The organism is Larkinella terrae (assembly GCF_009668025.1).
In the GTDB taxonomy this organism is placed as follows: domain Bacteria; phylum Bacteroidota; class Bacteroidia; order Cytophagales; family Spirosomataceae; genus Larkinella; species Larkinella terrae.
On the sequence record NZ_WJXZ01000011.1, the window covers coordinates 112,691 to 127,093 of the forward strand.

Here is a 14,403-nt window from a genome sequence, read left to right on the forward strand (position 1 = left end):
TGATGCAATAGGGAACGACAACCGGTTTTCCTTTCCAGGAAAGGTCCCAAAACAGCCGATGGGTGATTTTCTGCTAGTTACCAATCAATTCCTACCAGCTACAAGTTGGGCCTTCTGAATCAACCCGCAGCTCGCCAAATTTGTATCGGCCAATCAGAAAGGCCACACGGGGACGCCGAAAACCGGACAGAGTAGGCAATTAATCACACCATAAAAAACAAACTCTAATGAAAAAGCAAGTTTCAAAAATCACGCTGAAAACCGACAACATCATCTCACTGTCAAAAAGCCAGGCTCGCAACGTTATCGGTGGCCGTCCGCACGAAACCGCTACGGCTTGTACGTCTAAAATTTGCGAACCGTAATCGGTTTTCAAATCCGTTCGCCAAAACAACTCGTTGCTGAATCCATACCAGTCATTCACCATTTCAAACCAGTGGTTCAATGAAATTTCTGAATCTGTTCGCAACTCACCAAGTTTGTAGCGGCCACCACAATACGACAAGAAACCGCTGAAAAGCACGAAGGAGTTTTATGAAAGTAAGACTCCTTCATTTTGTTAAAATGCTGATTGCGAGTACCTACACACAACACGACTGATGACTTTCATGAAAACAACTGCTTTCGAAACGACGTTCGTACGCGTGCCCATTGCCGGTTTTGCCGCCATTGAAAACCCCGACTGGTCGAAGCTCCGCCGGGAAATTACCCGTCCGGCTTTTCTGGAAGCATTGTACATCGCTTCGCCCGCTTTGTACGAAGAAGCCATCCAGTTTGATTTCAGCCGCCAGCCCGACGAAAAATCCCGCCGGGTGTTGTACTCCCTGATCAAGTATTTATCCCGTTACGCAACCCGTTGCACGCCGTTCGGACTCTTCAGCGGTTTTGCCACAACTCCCGTCGAATCGACCCGCACCGACGTACGTATAAGCAATACCGGTAGTCTAAAACGGGTAGTTCGGCTCGATATGAATTACCTTTGCGCACTGGCGCAGGATCTGGAAAAACACCCCGATGTAAAACCGCATCTGCGTTTTTTTCCAAATTCCAGCCTGTACGAAATCAACGATCAATACCGGTACGTGACGTATCGCTACGAAAACGGCCAGCGGATTCACCACCTCAGCAGCGCCGACCAAAGCGAATACCTGACGAACGTACTGGACATCAGCAAAACCGGTTCCCAAATCGAAACCCTGATTTCATCGTTGATCGACGACGAAATCACCGAAGAAGACGCCGAAAATTTCGTCGAATCGGTCATCGAGGCCCAGTTGCTGGTGAGCGAACTGGAACCTTCGCTGACGGGCGAAAATTTCTTACTCCAGATCCTGGCCATTCTGCAAACGATTGGCCGTCAGCATCCTTCTGACGAATTAGCGCATCTTGTTGGGCTGTTGCAGGAGGTTCAGGTTGATCTGAAAACGCTTGAAAACAGCGAACAAGAGACGTCGATCGAACTCCTCAATCAGGTTGAGCAGAAGCTGAGCCGCCTGTCCACCCCGTTCGACCGCAAGGTTCTCTTCCAGATCGACACTTATTTACCCACGCTCTCCGGCCAACTCAACCGGGGACTTCTCAATAAATTGGTTGCCAAAATTCCAGCGCTCCTTAAACTGTCGCCCGGCAGCAGCGGGGCGCTGGATGATTTTCGCGACCGGTTTTACGCGCAATACGAAGATGAAGAAATACCGCTGGTCGTCGCGCTCGACCCCGAAATTGGCGTCGGTTTTCCGGCCAACCGCGATCAGTTTGACGATTCTCCGCTGGTAGATGGCGTGGTGGCTGGCCCGTCGGCTTCCGGCAAAAAAACCTGGACGGTGGCACCCGAACAAGCGTTTCTGTTTCAGAAAATTGCGGAAGCACAACTCAGTCATACCCAGCAGATTACCATTACCGAAGAAGACCTGGCGCAACTCGGCCAGCCCCGGATGAATCTGCCGCCTACCAACGGCGCGATGCTTTCTGTTATCCGCGAAAACGGGCGCGAAACGCTGATTCTGGACAGTTTTGGCGGTAATACCGGCACGTCCTTACTCGGTCGTTTCGGGCATACCGACGCGAAAGTGCTCGACCTGGTGCAACAGATCAGCCAGGCCGAAGACGAAATTCGGCCCGATGTGATTTTTGCCGACATCATTCATTTACCCGAAGCCCGAACCGGTAACATCATCATCCGGCCCCAGCTGAAAAACTACCAGATTCCGTACCTGGGCAAGGCGTCAGTCGACGCGGAACACCAGATTCCGGTGACGGATCTGACGATTCGGGTGCAGGGCGATCGCGTGGTGCTGCGGTCGAAGTCGCTCAACAAAATCATCGTTCCCCAGCTTTCGAACGCCCATAACTACGCTCAGAACAATTCGCTAGACGTCTATCATTTCCTCTGCGCCCTGCAACACCAGTCGATCCGGCCCTGGCTGGGCCTTTCGATGGGGGCTGCCAGTTCGGTTTTTGTCTTTCTGCCCCGGATTGTATTTGACAACATCATTCTGGCCGAAGCCCGCTGGAATTGCCGGTCGCAGCAGGTCAAACCGCTGGTAACGGCGTTTAAGAAGGCAGACTGGGCGGGGTTGAAAACCGAGGTCGACCGCTGGCGCGAACACTACCGGATTCCGCGGCACATTTGCCTGATGGATTACGACAACGAATTGTACATCGATCTGGAAAATCCGTGGCTGGTCGAAACGTTCGTCAACGAGATCAAATCGCAGGACAAATTTCAGATCAAGGAGTTTCTGCACCACGCCGACAACGCCGTGGTGCAATCCTCCACGAGCTGGCACACGAATCAGTTTATCGTGGCTTTTAAAAACGAGCCGGATGCTTTAGCCCCTAAATCCCCTAAAGGGGACTTGGACCTGGCAACAACCGAATGCGTAAAGTCCCCTTTAGGGGATTTAGGGGTTTCCCGGACGTTTTTTTCCGGTTCGGAATGGCTCTATTACAAGATTTACACCGGCATCAAAACCGCCGATACGATCCTGACCAATGTGCTGTATCCGCTGGCGGAACGGTTTGAAAATCAGGGTTGGACGGACAAATTTTTCTTTATCCGCTACGGCGATCCGCAGCTTCACATCCGGTTCCGGTTTCACCTCATCAACCCGGCTTTTCTGGGTCAGGTCATTCAGGAATTGCACGACGCGCTGGCGCCTTTCCTGGCCAAAAAGGTGATTACGGGCATCGTCAACGACACCTACAACCGGGAACTGGAACGCTACGGCCGCACTTCCATCGACGCCGTTGAGACGTATTTCCACCTTGACAGCCAGTCTATTCTGCTATTCCTGAGTCTGATTGAAGGAGCCGAGGGCGAAGAATGCCGCTGGCGGTTTGGCATGAAGCTCATCGATACGCTGCTGGACGAATTCGGTTTTGACCTGAAACAGAAACTGGATTTTGCGGACGAAAAAGCCGCCCAGTTTGGCCGGGAATTTGGCTACAATTCGGTGCTGAAAAAACAACTCGACACCCGCTACCGGGAAATTGAAACCGCCATCGGCGAGTTGTGGACCGAAACCAACGAAGAACACCAGTTTTTCTACGACCTGAACCGCCAGCGTCGGGAAACGCTGCAACCGTTTATTCAGACCATCTCGCAACTGGCCAATCAGGGCAAGCTGGAAGTGCCGCTGTTCTCGCTCCTGAGCAGTCTGATTCACATGACGACCAACCGGTTGTTCCGCACGCGGCAGCGGTTTGTCGAATATTCGCTCTACTACCATCTCCATAAATATTATCGGACTACCTACGGACGCGCCGTGCTGGCGAAGAAAAACGCGCTGCTCGAAGCCGTAACTTTTTAGCCATGAAACCGATGAAGAACGTTTTAAAATCCATCTTCGGCGGCAAAATGAGCCCTTACGCACTGGTCGACCGGTTTCCGCACCTCGACCAAAGCGCCGGGATGGACTGCGGCCCCACCTGTCTGGCGATGGTTTTCCGGTATTACGGTTCGGCGGATGTGCGGCATCAATTGACTAAACTGGCCGAAGTGAACACCGAAGGCAGCAGCCTGTATGACCTGATGGAAATTTCGGAAAGTTTCGGTTTCAAGGCGGAAGGCTACGAACTGGATTATCCATACCTGCAAAAGATTCAGCTGCCCTGCATCGCCCACTACGAAGGCCAGCATTTTGTGGTCGTTTACGAAGCCACCGACACTTACGTCCGGGTGGCCGACCCCGCTTTTGGCAAGGCCCGGTATTCGCAGGAGGAATTCTGCAACAAATGGAGCGGGATTGTGCTGGAACTGACGCCGACGCCCAAGTTCTACGAAAGCAGTGAACTGACCGAAGCCGTTCAGGAACATCAGGTTAAAAAAGCCTCGGTTTTCCGGCAACTGTATTTCCCGATTCTGAAGGAAGGCAAGCGCGTGCTGGCCGAGATTTTCCTGTTTTCGCTGATTCTGGAACTGGTCGGGCTGGTGTTACCGCTGTTTACGCAAACCATGCTCGACAACGTGCTGATCAACCAGAACAAAAAGCTGCTGGTGGGAATTCTGGCCGGTCTGATGCTGGTTTTTGTCGTGCAGGTGGTGCTGACCTGCGGGCGCAGCATGCTGATGATGCACTACCGGTTTCGCTTCGAAACCGAGTTCATGGGCAAGTTTTTCGAGCGACTGATTTCGCTGAAACAGAAATACTACGACAGCCGCAAACGCGAGGAATTTATGTCGCGGTTTCAGGAGGGTATCAGCATCCGGGCGCTGACCAACCCGATCATCATCCAGCAGTTTCTGGACGTGTTTTTCATGCTGATCTACTTCCCGATTCTGTTCAGTTTCAACACGCAACTGGCGACCATCGCGCTGGTCTGTTTCGTGTCGTACGGCCTGACAACGGTTTATTTCATTCCGATTGTGAAAAACCTGCGGTCGAAGGTTTACCACAAAAACCAGGCGTCGCTGGGCGGTTTTCTGGATACGGTTTTGGGCATCAAAACCGTCAAGCTGCTGTCGCTCGAAAAATACAAACTGGTTCGGTGGAAGCAACTGCACCGCGAATCGATCAACTCCGTGATGGCCGACGAAGAAAAGCAGATTCTGATCAATTCGATCCAGCGGTTAATCTTCATTTTCAGCCAGATAGCGGTGTATTGGGTCGGTGCCTACCAGATCTTTACCGGCGAACTGACCATCGGGCAATACATGGCGTTTACGGCCATTTTCATGATTCTGATGAACTCCATCAACAGCGTCAGCATGCTCTGGATGATGGTGACGCAGTTGAGCGTCAGTTTCGGAAAAGTAAACGAGATTTTTCTGGAAGACGAAGAAGCCGCCGACGTGCAAAAGCAGGTTTCCCGGTTTTCGGGCAAGTCGATCCGGTTCAAAAATGTGTCGTTCCGCTACCAGCAAAAAGACGCCCGATACGTCCTGAAAAACCTGAACTGCGAAATCCGGCAGGGCGAACGCATCGGGATTGTGGGCCGGAACGGAACCGGAAAATCCACCTTCGTCAAGCTGCTGATGAATCTGTATCCCGACTATGAAGGCCAGATTTTTTGCGACGACGCCGAACTGCGGACCATTCACCCGAAAACGCTGCGGAAGCACGTTCATTTGTTCCCGCAGGACACCTACGTTTTCAACGACACGATCCGGGAAAACATCCGCTGCGCCAACCTGTCGGCCTCGATGGAGCAGATTGCGGAAGCCGCTCAGCTAGCGGATCTGCACCAGTTTGTGAAGTCGAACCACCTGGGTTACAACCACATGATCGGCAGTTTTGGCAGCAATCTGTCGGGCGGTCAGGTGCTGAAGATCGGTTTTGCCCGGCTTTTCGTGGCCGACCAACCCGACATCATCATTCTGGACGAAGCCAGCAGCGCGCTGGACGTGGAAACCGAGCGCCGGATTCTGAACAACATTTACGAGCAGTTTAAAGGCAAAACCATTATCTCGATTGCGCACCGGCTCAACACACTCAAGAACGTGGACCGGATTCTGGTATTTGACGAAGGCACCATCGCCGAGCAGGGCACCCATGTCGAACTTATTGACAAACAAGGACTTTACTACGATTTCATCAAAACCTATATCGACTACTAATCCATGCATTCGCTCCTGGCAGAACTGGAAGTCACCCAGTACGAGAGTTTATACCACGTCGACGATGCGCCCATTGCCGACGTTCGCCAGCGGATTTTGAGCCGCCTGGGCTGGCTGGCCGTGGTGCTGACAATGGTCGGTGCCGGATTGGCTTTTGTCATTCGGTTTCCGGATATGATCGCCGTTCCGTTCGTGGTCAAATCCGAAGTTGCCGAAGACATGTACCGGTTTCCATCGACGATTTACGTGGAAAAAACCTTCGTCAAACCGGGTCAAACCGTAGCGGCCGGAACACCCCTGCTCGAAGTGAGTGCGCCCGATGTGGCCGCGCTGGTGAGCGATTGGTCGGCGGCCCGCACGGCCGTGGGACAATACGAAAAATACCGGACGGTTTCGGCGGATAAGGAACGTCAGATCATTGCGTTGACGGTGGCCCAGATTCGGGAAGACATTCGCTTAAAAGAAACGCAGATTGAGGTGCAAAAGGCGAAATGGACCTCCGAACTGGCGAAACTGAAGTTTGAACAGGAAGACGCGCAGCGGATTTTCAAGATCAATCAGGACCTGTACCGCACCGGCGACATCAGCAAAAACGACCTCAATAATTACGAAGCCACGCTCTTGCGGGCGCAGGCGGCTTACCAGAGCGGCACGCAGAATTTCGGCCACGAAGACCGCTCCTTACGCCAGCAAATCGAAACCAAACGGCTGGAAATGCTGAGTCTGGAAAAACAGCTGACGAAGAGAGAAACCGATTTCCGGGGCGAGGGCGCCCAACTTCGCAGTTCGCTGGATGCCGTTCACAAACGCATTGAAGGGCGGTTTGGAAAGTTCGAAATTACCCCGAATAACCACCTGATTCTGAAGGCCGAGCGGGCCGGTACGGTTTCGTTTGTATTCGATGGCGAAAAAGAGGCCGCACCCGGCGCAATGGTTCTCAAAATGATTTATCAGAACGCTCCGCTTTACGCATATACGCAGGTCAATTCGTCGCGCATCGGACAGGTGAAAGTGGGACAGGAAGTGGTGTTGAAACTGGATGCCTACCCGGTTTACGAATGGGGAACGGTGCGCGGGCGGGTGAGCCAGGTTTCGATTACGCCCGACGAAAAGGGACTGTTCAATGTTCAGGTGCAATTAACGGACTTTCAGCGGCTCGACAAGCGCGTCCGGATCGGGATGCAGGGCCATTGCAACATCATTTTCGACGAACGAACACTGTCTGACTACACGTTCCGTCATTTCAAAAAAATAGCTTCCGAAGTCACGGAATAACGCACTGATTCCCAGCCAATAATCATGAACGAATTGCTGACCGACACACAAACATTAGTGGAAACCGAGCTCCACCGGATTTATGAACGGATTGCCGCCGAGCCGGTTGGCGGTAATTTTTCCCTGCTGTCGGGACAGACAGGCTATGCGGTTTTTGAAAGTTACTACCTGCGTCATTTCGGATTAACCGACAACAGCCGCGTCTGGGAACGGCTCGGCGCGGGGATCAACGCCATTCAATCGGGTGACGTAGACCACACGTTTGCCGGTGGCATTTCGGGCATTGCCTGGGCGTTTCTGCATTTACACAACCACGGTTTTTTAGCCGACAGTTCGGACGATCCGCACGACATTGTAGCCGCACTCGACGAGCCGCTGTTTCTGCTGTCGATGGACGATCTGTATGCCGGTAGTTTCGATTATTTACACGGCGGTTTGGGCGCCTGTCTGTATTTTCTGGAACGCCCGCGTTCGGCCGAAACCGTGTATTACCTCACGGAAATCGTTAATCAACTGGAAAAAATTGCCCTCAAAAAAACCGACGGATCGATCACCTGGTATTTCCGGAATTTCGACCGGCCGGACGATCGGTCGGTTTCGTACAACCTGGGGTTGTCGCACGGCACGGCCAGCATTGTGGCCGTGCTGAGTTTGCTGTACCGGCATGGATACGCCCAGAATCAGTGCGCCCGGCTGATCGAAGGCGGTTTGCAGTGGTTGTGGAGCGTTCGGAATGAGAACAATCCGGCGGTTTTTCCCCGGCAGTTGTTTGACGACCAGCCGCGCGACGAATTCAGCCGGATGGCGTGGTGCTACGGCGATCTGGGCATTGCGCACACGTTTCAGCTGGCGGGCGAAATCTTCAACCATAACCGCTGGAAGCAGATTGCCGAACTGACCATGCTGAAAGCCGCCACCCGCCGAAGTCGGAAGGAAACGCTGGTGTCCGACACCGCGTTCTGCCACGGTTCGGGCGGTATCAGCCATCTGTTTGCCCGATTTGCGCAATCACATCCGAACCCGGTTCTGGACGAAACCGCCCGGTTCTGGTTGCAGGTTACGCTCGATCACGCCCTGCCGTCATCGGAGAATGACATTTTGCAGCAACCCATTCCGCTGTCAATCCGTGGGGACCTGAGTTTCCTGGATGGAGAAGCCAGCATTGGCATGATTTTACTGTCGCAACTGGGCGCGGACACCGCCTGGGAACGGGCGTTTCTGTTGCGGTAGGAATCAATCTCCGGATTCACTCCGCGACCGAAACCACGGGCTGGGCCAGCTTTTGATCCGGCAGCCGGTAAAGCAGGTAACTTACCAGAATCAGGCAAAAGACTTCGACCCACGCGCCTGATTGAAAAGCCGCTAGATAATGATAACTGTCCGGATTTCCCGGCAATTTCGAGAAAAACAACCCGCCGATCAGGCTCACCCCGAGCGCCGAAGCGGTTTGCTGAATGGTGGAATAAACGCCGGATGCGGCACCGGCAAATTGAATCGGTATGCTTTTGAGCGCCATGTTCACCAACGACGGCAACACAAAACCGTTCCCAAATCCATACAGGACCATCGTCGTCAGCAGCAGCCAGCGGGGCGATTGGGGCGTCAGCAGATTCAGTTGCAGCAGAAGAATGGTGGTCATCAGCAGTACGCCCACCTGCAAAACGGCTTTCCCGTAACGCACCACCAGCCGGATCGACAACAGCGAAGACGTCATAAAACCGAGGCCCAGCAACACGAAATTAAGGCCGGTCTGGTACGGCGAAATCCGCATTCCGTTCTGAAAATAAAGCGTGCTGATCAGCAAGTAGGACGTATGCACCATGAAAAAGAACAGGGTAGCTACCAGCGTAATCGTAAAATCCCGGAACTGAAACAGATTCATGTTGACAAGTGGGGCTTTTCCGTTCGCCAGTTTCGCCCGCTGATGGCGGATGAAATAATAAAAAATACCCGCTGAAGCCAGTAACATCCCAACGGTCCACCACGGCCAGCCGGTTTCGCGCCCCTGAATGAGGGGGTAGATCAAGAAAACGAGAGCAAACGTTAGGATAGCAGTTCCTGAATAGTCGAACGATTGCAAACGGTTTCGGGCGGTTTCGGGCAAGTAAACGGCCGCCGTCAGCAACGCGATCAGACCAATCGGGAGGTTGATGAAGAAGATCAGCCGCCAGCCCTCGATGGCGAAGTGACTTTCCGAGAAATAACCGCCTAAAAACTGGCCCGTAATGGAAGCAACGCCCAGCGTCAGGCCGAAAAAACCGACGGCTTTGGTTCGCTCCGCCGACTGCGTAAACAGGACCTGAATGTAGGAAATCGTTTGCGGCACCATGAAAGCCGCACTGATGCCCTGCAGAAAACGCGCCAGATTGAGTTGAAGCGGGGTTTGGGCCAGCCCGCATAAAGCGGACGTAATCGTAAAAAATGCCATGCCCCACATGAATACTTTTTTACGACCCAACACATCGCCCGCCCGGCCACCCGTGATCAGGAACGACGCGTAACCCAGCAGATACCCGGCAATGACCAGTTGTAATTGCCCGTCGGTGGCCCGAACCCCGGTTTTGATGGCGGGAATGGCAATATTGACGATAAATACGTCGATGACGGAAAGCAGGGGGGCCGTCAATACCACCAGTAGCGCGACCCATTTGGAGTTATTCTGATTCATATTGAATAGACCAGTCTGTCTATATTTAAAAAATTGATTTGTCGTCTGTCAATTAAGCGGGATCTATACGCTTAAAGAAATTTTTCCACAATGGTTTTTCCGTTGTGCAACGATGAGGAATTTTTAGCAATTGAGCCGTTGACCGCCCCCCCTTCCAGCAGCAAAAAAATCAGATCCGTCAACTGCTCATCCGTCAGAACCGCGGAATGATCGACCTGCTGCACAAGCTGCCCGATGAAATCTTTAAACCGCTGTTTCTGAGCCTTCACCAGCTCCAGAACGTCCGTTTCGTCGCGGCTCACCTCGGCACTGATTTTAATAAACTGGCAACCGCCAAAACCGGATTCCTGCTGACGTTTAACGCGCTGATCGAAAAGCGCCAGCAACTTCTGCTTTGGATCGGCGATCGGCGCTAAAAACGCTTCCAGTTGGGCAAACCAGTTCCGCTCTGCCCGCTCCAGATACGCCAGCAACAAGGCGGTTTTGGAATCAAAGTGATTGTAAAGCGAGGCCCGGGCAATTTCAGCTTCGTCGATAATCTGGTTGATGCCGGTCAGGTTATAGCCTTGCTGATAAAAAAGCCGGGAGGCTACGGCAACAATCCGGTCTTTTACGGCTGACTCTTTCATGCAACAAAGGTAACGGATAAATTCATATAGACAAGTCTGTCTATTTTTTTATTTTACAATGATGATCAACTTTCCCGCCCTCCTCATTTATCCGATCAAAAGCGTATTTCGGTGAATACCGGTTTCGGTACCTCAGCCAATTCAGCTCTGCCAGACCGAACGGAAATTCGCCAGTCTGTTCGTTAAAAACCCAAAACGGTAACCGGTTTCATGGAATAGTTCCTGTATATTCGTACTTAAATACAAACGGACTAACCCGTCCCGAAATACTGGCCTAAAAAACCGCATCAACCGCTTATTAAATGATCCAATCCAAACGCTTTCGAACACCGCTGATCGTGTCGGGCTTGTTTGCCGTGGCCGTCGTGTCGTGTATGAAAATGGGACCGACCGGTTCGTCAAAAACCGCAACCAGTGCCCCGCTCGTGGTGAAAGAGGACCCCGCCCAGGCCCGCACCCGGGCCAAAGAAATCCGGGACAATGTCGTTGTCAAACTGGCCGACGGCCTGAAACTTGATTTGTGGGCGTCGGATTCGCTGGCTCCCGATCCGGTTGCCATGTCCATCGACGACCAGGGGCGGGTCTACCTGACGCGAACTAACCGGCAGAAAAACTCCGAATTCGACATTCGTGGCTACCGCCACTGGATGACGCCCTCCATCGCCCTGAAAACCGTAGAAGACCGGCGGGCGTTTCTGCACAGCACGTTTGCACCGGAAAAAAGCAAGGAAAACAGCTGGTTGAAAGACCTCAACGGCGACGGCAGCCACGACTGGAAGGATCTGGCCGTCGAGAAAGACGAAGTCTGGCGGCTGGAAGATACGACCGGCGACGGTATTGCCGACAAGGCGACCCGCATCCTCAACGACTTTTTTGAAGAAGTTTCCGACGTAGCGGGCGGTTTACTCATCCGGGCCCAGGATGCGTTTGTGGCCATTGCCCCGGATATGTGGCGGCTGAAAGACACCAACGGCGACGGTATTCTGGACCAGAAAACGTCCATCAGCCACGGCTACGGCGTTCACATCGGTTTCAGCGGTCACGGTATGTCAAACCCGATTGAAGGACCTGACGGCAAGATTTACTGGAACATCGGCGACATCGGGGCCAACATCACCACCAAAGAGGGTGTGAATCACAACCGCTCCAACGAAGGTATCATCGCCCGCTCAAACCCCGACGGCTCTGATTTTGAGATCTTTGCGGGCGGTTTGCGCAACACCCACGAATTTGTGTTCGACGAATACGGCAACCTGATCAGCTCCGACAACGACGGCGACCACCCCGGCGAGAGCGAACGGCTGGTGCACGTTGTCGAAGGCTCGGATGCGGGCTGGCGGTCCAACTGGCAATACGGCAAATACACTGATCCGAAGAACAACAGCTACAAGGTCTGGATGGATGAAAAGCTGTATAAACCGCGCTGGGAAGGACAGGCGGCTTACATCATTCCGCCGATCCAGAATTTCCACAACGGGCCGACGGGCATGGTGTACAACCCCGGCACGGCGCTGGGAAAAGAATGGAAGAACAAGTTTTTCCTGGTTGAATTTGTCGGAAACCCGGCCCGGTCGCCCATCTGGTCGTTCGGACTGAAACCGAAAGGCGCGTCGTTTGTCCTGGATGGCGAGAAAAACATTCTGAACGGGATTTTGCCCACCGGTATCCGGTTTGGCCCCGACGGTGCGCTGTACATTGCGGACTGGATCAACGGCTGGGATACCAAAAATTACGGTCGCGTCTGGAAACTCGACGTAACCGACGACAAAAACGACCTGAAAGACTTGCGGGCCGAAACCAAACGGCTGATGACGCTGAACTACGGTTCGCAAACGGAAGACATGCTGCTCCCGCTGCTGTCGAACCCGGACATGCGGATTCGGCAGAAAGCCCAGTTTGAACTGGTGAACCGGGGGGCCAAAGGAGCTGCGGTTTTGCAGAAAGCCATCGCCCAAACCGGCAATCAACTGGCTCGTATTCACGGCATCTGGGGCATTGGTCAGCTCGAGCGGGGCGATAAATCCTACACGGCGTCGCTGCTGCCGCTGCTCAAAGATGCAGATCTGGAAATCGTTGCCCAAACCGCCAAAGTGCTGGGCGATGCAAATGCTTCGGAAGCCGGTTCGCAGTTGATTCCGTTGCTGACCAGCCAGAATCCGCGGGTGAAGTTTTTTGGCGCTCAGGCGCTCGGACGTATCAAGTACCAGCCCGCCGTTGAACCATTGCTGAACCTGATCAAAGCGAACAACGACGAAGACGTCTATTTGCGGCACGCTGCGGTTTTGGCACTCTCGCGCATCGGGCAGGTTGAGCCCATTGCCGCGCTGGCTACGAATTCGAACAAATCACTGCGGCTGGCAGCGGTTTTGGTTCTGCGCCGGTTGAGCAGCGATAAAGTTGCGTTGTTCCTGAAAGACAGCGACGAATACATTGCGACCGAAGCCGCCCGGGCCATCAACGACGATTTGTCCATCGAAAGCGCGTTGCCCGCCTTGGCCGCAACCCTGAACGAAAACCGGTTTACGTCCGAAGCGCTGTTGCGCCGGGCGATCAACGCGAGTCTGCGCGTGGGTGGCGAAGAGCAGTTGAACGCGCTGATTGCGTTTACCAAACGTAAAGACGTGGCGAAAGAACTGCGGGCCGAAGCCCTGGCGACCATCGGTACCTGGGCCAATCCGTCGGTGCTCGACCGGGTTGACGGTCGGTATCGGGGCGTTGTACAGCGAAATCCGGCGGTTGTCAAAGCCAAAATCCAGAGCCAGGTTGACGGCCTGCTGCAGGACTCCGATCCGGCGGTTTTGGTCGCTACGGCCCAGATGCTGAGCAATTTGGGAATTACAGAGAAAGCCGAAAGCCTGGCCCGGATCATGACCGAAAGTTCGTCGGCCGAGGTGCGGTCGGCGATGCTGACGGCGTTGAGTCAGTTGAAATACAAAGACATCGAATCGGTGATCCGAAAAGGCATGAGTGATTCCGATGCGGACGTCCGGACAACGGCGCTGGGACTGGTCAACGGCTTGAACCTGTCGGCGGGCGCGCTGGCGGATATTTCCAACGTCATTTTCGAGAAAGGGACCGTCAAGGAACAACAGCAGTTGCTGCGGGTTTTGGGCGGTATGCCCGTGGCTAAAACCGAACCGATTCTGGCCAGCGTAATTGATAAAATGGCCAGCAAGCAACTGCCGGCCAGCCTGGCGCTGGAGCTCGGCGAAGCCGTGGATTCGACCAAATCGGCGGCCCTGATTGCCAAACTGGCCCCGATGCGTAAAACCGGAACCGGCGTTGCCGACTATCAGGAGGCCCTTTTTGGCGGAAATGCGCAGATCGGTCGCCGGATTTTCAACACCAACTCCACCGCGCAGTGCGTTCGGTGCCACGCCATCGGCGGGCAGGGCGGAGCGGTGGGCCCATCCCTGACGACCATCGGCAAAACCCTGACCCGCGAACAAATCCTGCAGGCCCTCATTGAGCCCAGCGCCCGGCTGGCACCCGGTTTTGGCATGGTTTCGTTGACGCTGAAAGATGGGCAAACCGTCAGCGGAATTCTGACGGAGGAAAACACCCACGAACTGATCCTGAAAACCTCCGAAGCGGAACCGCTGAAGGTGCCGGTTGCCCGGATCGACAAGCGGGAAAACCTGCCGTCGAGCATGCCGCCGATGGGTTATATTTTATCCAAACGCGAAATCCGGGATGTGGTGGAGTTTCTATCCAGTTTGAAGTAATTAGTCAATACCTCCTGCATTGTATTGAAAATAAGCTGGGTAGCCTGTGAC

Annotated in this window: 8 protein-coding genes; 6 read left to right on the top strand and 2 right to left on the bottom strand. The window is 53.7% G+C overall.

What is annotated here, in order from left to right; genetic code table 11:
- The first annotated feature begins 227 nt into the window (after positions 1–227).
- The 5 genes from GJJ30_RS17995 to GJJ30_RS18015 all read left to right on the top strand — a co-directional run bounded on the left by GJJ30_RS17995 (position 228) and on the right by GJJ30_RS18015 (position 8,560).
- A complete protein-coding gene (locus tag GJJ30_RS17995; protein ID WP_154176572.1) occupies positions 228–365 on the top strand; it encodes a class I lanthipeptide in 138 nt (45 codons plus the stop codon).
- A gap of 243 nt (positions 366–608) precedes the next feature.
- Positions 609–3,809 carry a lantibiotic dehydratase gene (locus GJJ30_RS18000; RefSeq protein ID WP_170299222.1) on the top strand — a complete coding sequence of 1,067 codons (3,201 nt, stop codon included), beginning with the start codon at positions 609–611 and terminating at the stop codon, positions 3,807–3,809.
- Positions 3,810–3,820: 11 nt separating this feature from the next.
- Positions 3,821–6,055 carry a peptidase domain-containing ABC transporter gene (locus GJJ30_RS18005; RefSeq protein ID WP_170299223.1) on the top strand — a complete coding sequence of 745 codons (2,235 nt, stop codon included), beginning with the start codon at positions 3,821–3,823 and terminating at the stop codon, positions 6,053–6,055.
- 3 nt (positions 6,056–6,058) lie between these two features.
- Positions 6,059–7,330 (top strand): HlyD family secretion protein, encoded by a 1,272-nt coding sequence (locus tag GJJ30_RS18010; RefSeq protein ID WP_154176575.1) that lies wholly within the window; start codon positions 6,059–6,061, stop codon positions 7,328–7,330.
- 24 nt (positions 7,331–7,354) lie between these two features.
- Positions 7,355–8,560, top strand: coding sequence for a lanthionine synthetase C family protein (locus tag GJJ30_RS18015; RefSeq protein ID WP_154176576.1), 1,206 nt, complete (start codon positions 7,355–7,357; stop codon positions 8,558–8,560).
- 16 nt (positions 8,561–8,576) lie between these two features.
- On the opposite strand, the gene GJJ30_RS18020 is transcribed toward GJJ30_RS18015, so the two are convergent.
- Together GJJ30_RS18020 and GJJ30_RS18025 are read right to left on the bottom strand one after the other, a co-directional pair.
- Positions 8,577–9,998 carry an MFS transporter gene (locus tag GJJ30_RS18020; RefSeq protein ID WP_154176577.1) on the bottom strand — a complete coding sequence of 474 codons (1,422 nt, stop codon included), beginning with the start codon at positions 9,996–9,998 and terminating at the stop codon, positions 8,577–8,579.
- A 71-nt stretch (positions 9,999–10,069) separates the two neighbouring features.
- Complete coding sequence (locus GJJ30_RS18025) at positions 10,070–10,627, bottom strand: TetR/AcrR family transcriptional regulator (RefSeq protein WP_154176578.1); 558 nt, start codon at positions 10,625–10,627, stop codon at positions 10,070–10,072.
- Between the two features lie 302 nt (positions 10,628–10,929).
- Between GJJ30_RS18025 and GJJ30_RS18030 the strand changes: the two genes are divergently transcribed.
- Positions 10,930–14,352: a DUF7133 domain-containing protein gene (locus GJJ30_RS18030; RefSeq protein WP_154176579.1), complete on the top strand. Its 3,423-nt coding sequence runs from the start codon at positions 10,930–10,932 to the stop codon at positions 14,350–14,352.
- Positions 14,353–14,403 lie beyond the last annotated feature (51 nt).

Coding starts and splice junctions, on each gene's coding strand:
- GJJ30_RS18020 (WP_154176577.1), bottom strand. CDS start 9,998: ATGAATCAGAATAACTCCAAATGGGTCGCGCTACTGGTGGTATTGACG.
- GJJ30_RS18030 (WP_154176579.1), top strand. CDS start 10,930: ATGATCCAATCCAAACGCTTTCGAACACCGCTGATCGTGTCGGGCTTG.
- GJJ30_RS18005 (WP_170299223.1), top strand. CDS start 3,821: ATGAAGAACGTTTTAAAATCCATCTTCGGCGGCAAAATGAGCCCTTAC.
- GJJ30_RS18015 (WP_154176576.1), top strand. CDS start 7,355: ATGAACGAATTGCTGACCGACACACAAACATTAGTGGAAACCGAGCTC.
- GJJ30_RS18000 (WP_170299222.1), top strand. CDS start 609: ATGAAAACAACTGCTTTCGAAACGACGTTCGTACGCGTGCCCATTGCC.
- GJJ30_RS17995 (WP_154176572.1), top strand. CDS start 228: ATGAAAAAGCAAGTTTCAAAAATCACGCTGAAAACCGACAACATCATC.
- GJJ30_RS18025 (WP_154176578.1), bottom strand. CDS start 10,627: ATGAAAGAGTCAGCCGTAAAAGACCGGATTGTTGCCGTAGCCTCCCGG.
- GJJ30_RS18010 (WP_154176575.1), top strand. CDS start 6,059: ATGCATTCGCTCCTGGCAGAACTGGAAGTCACCCAGTACGAGAGTTTA.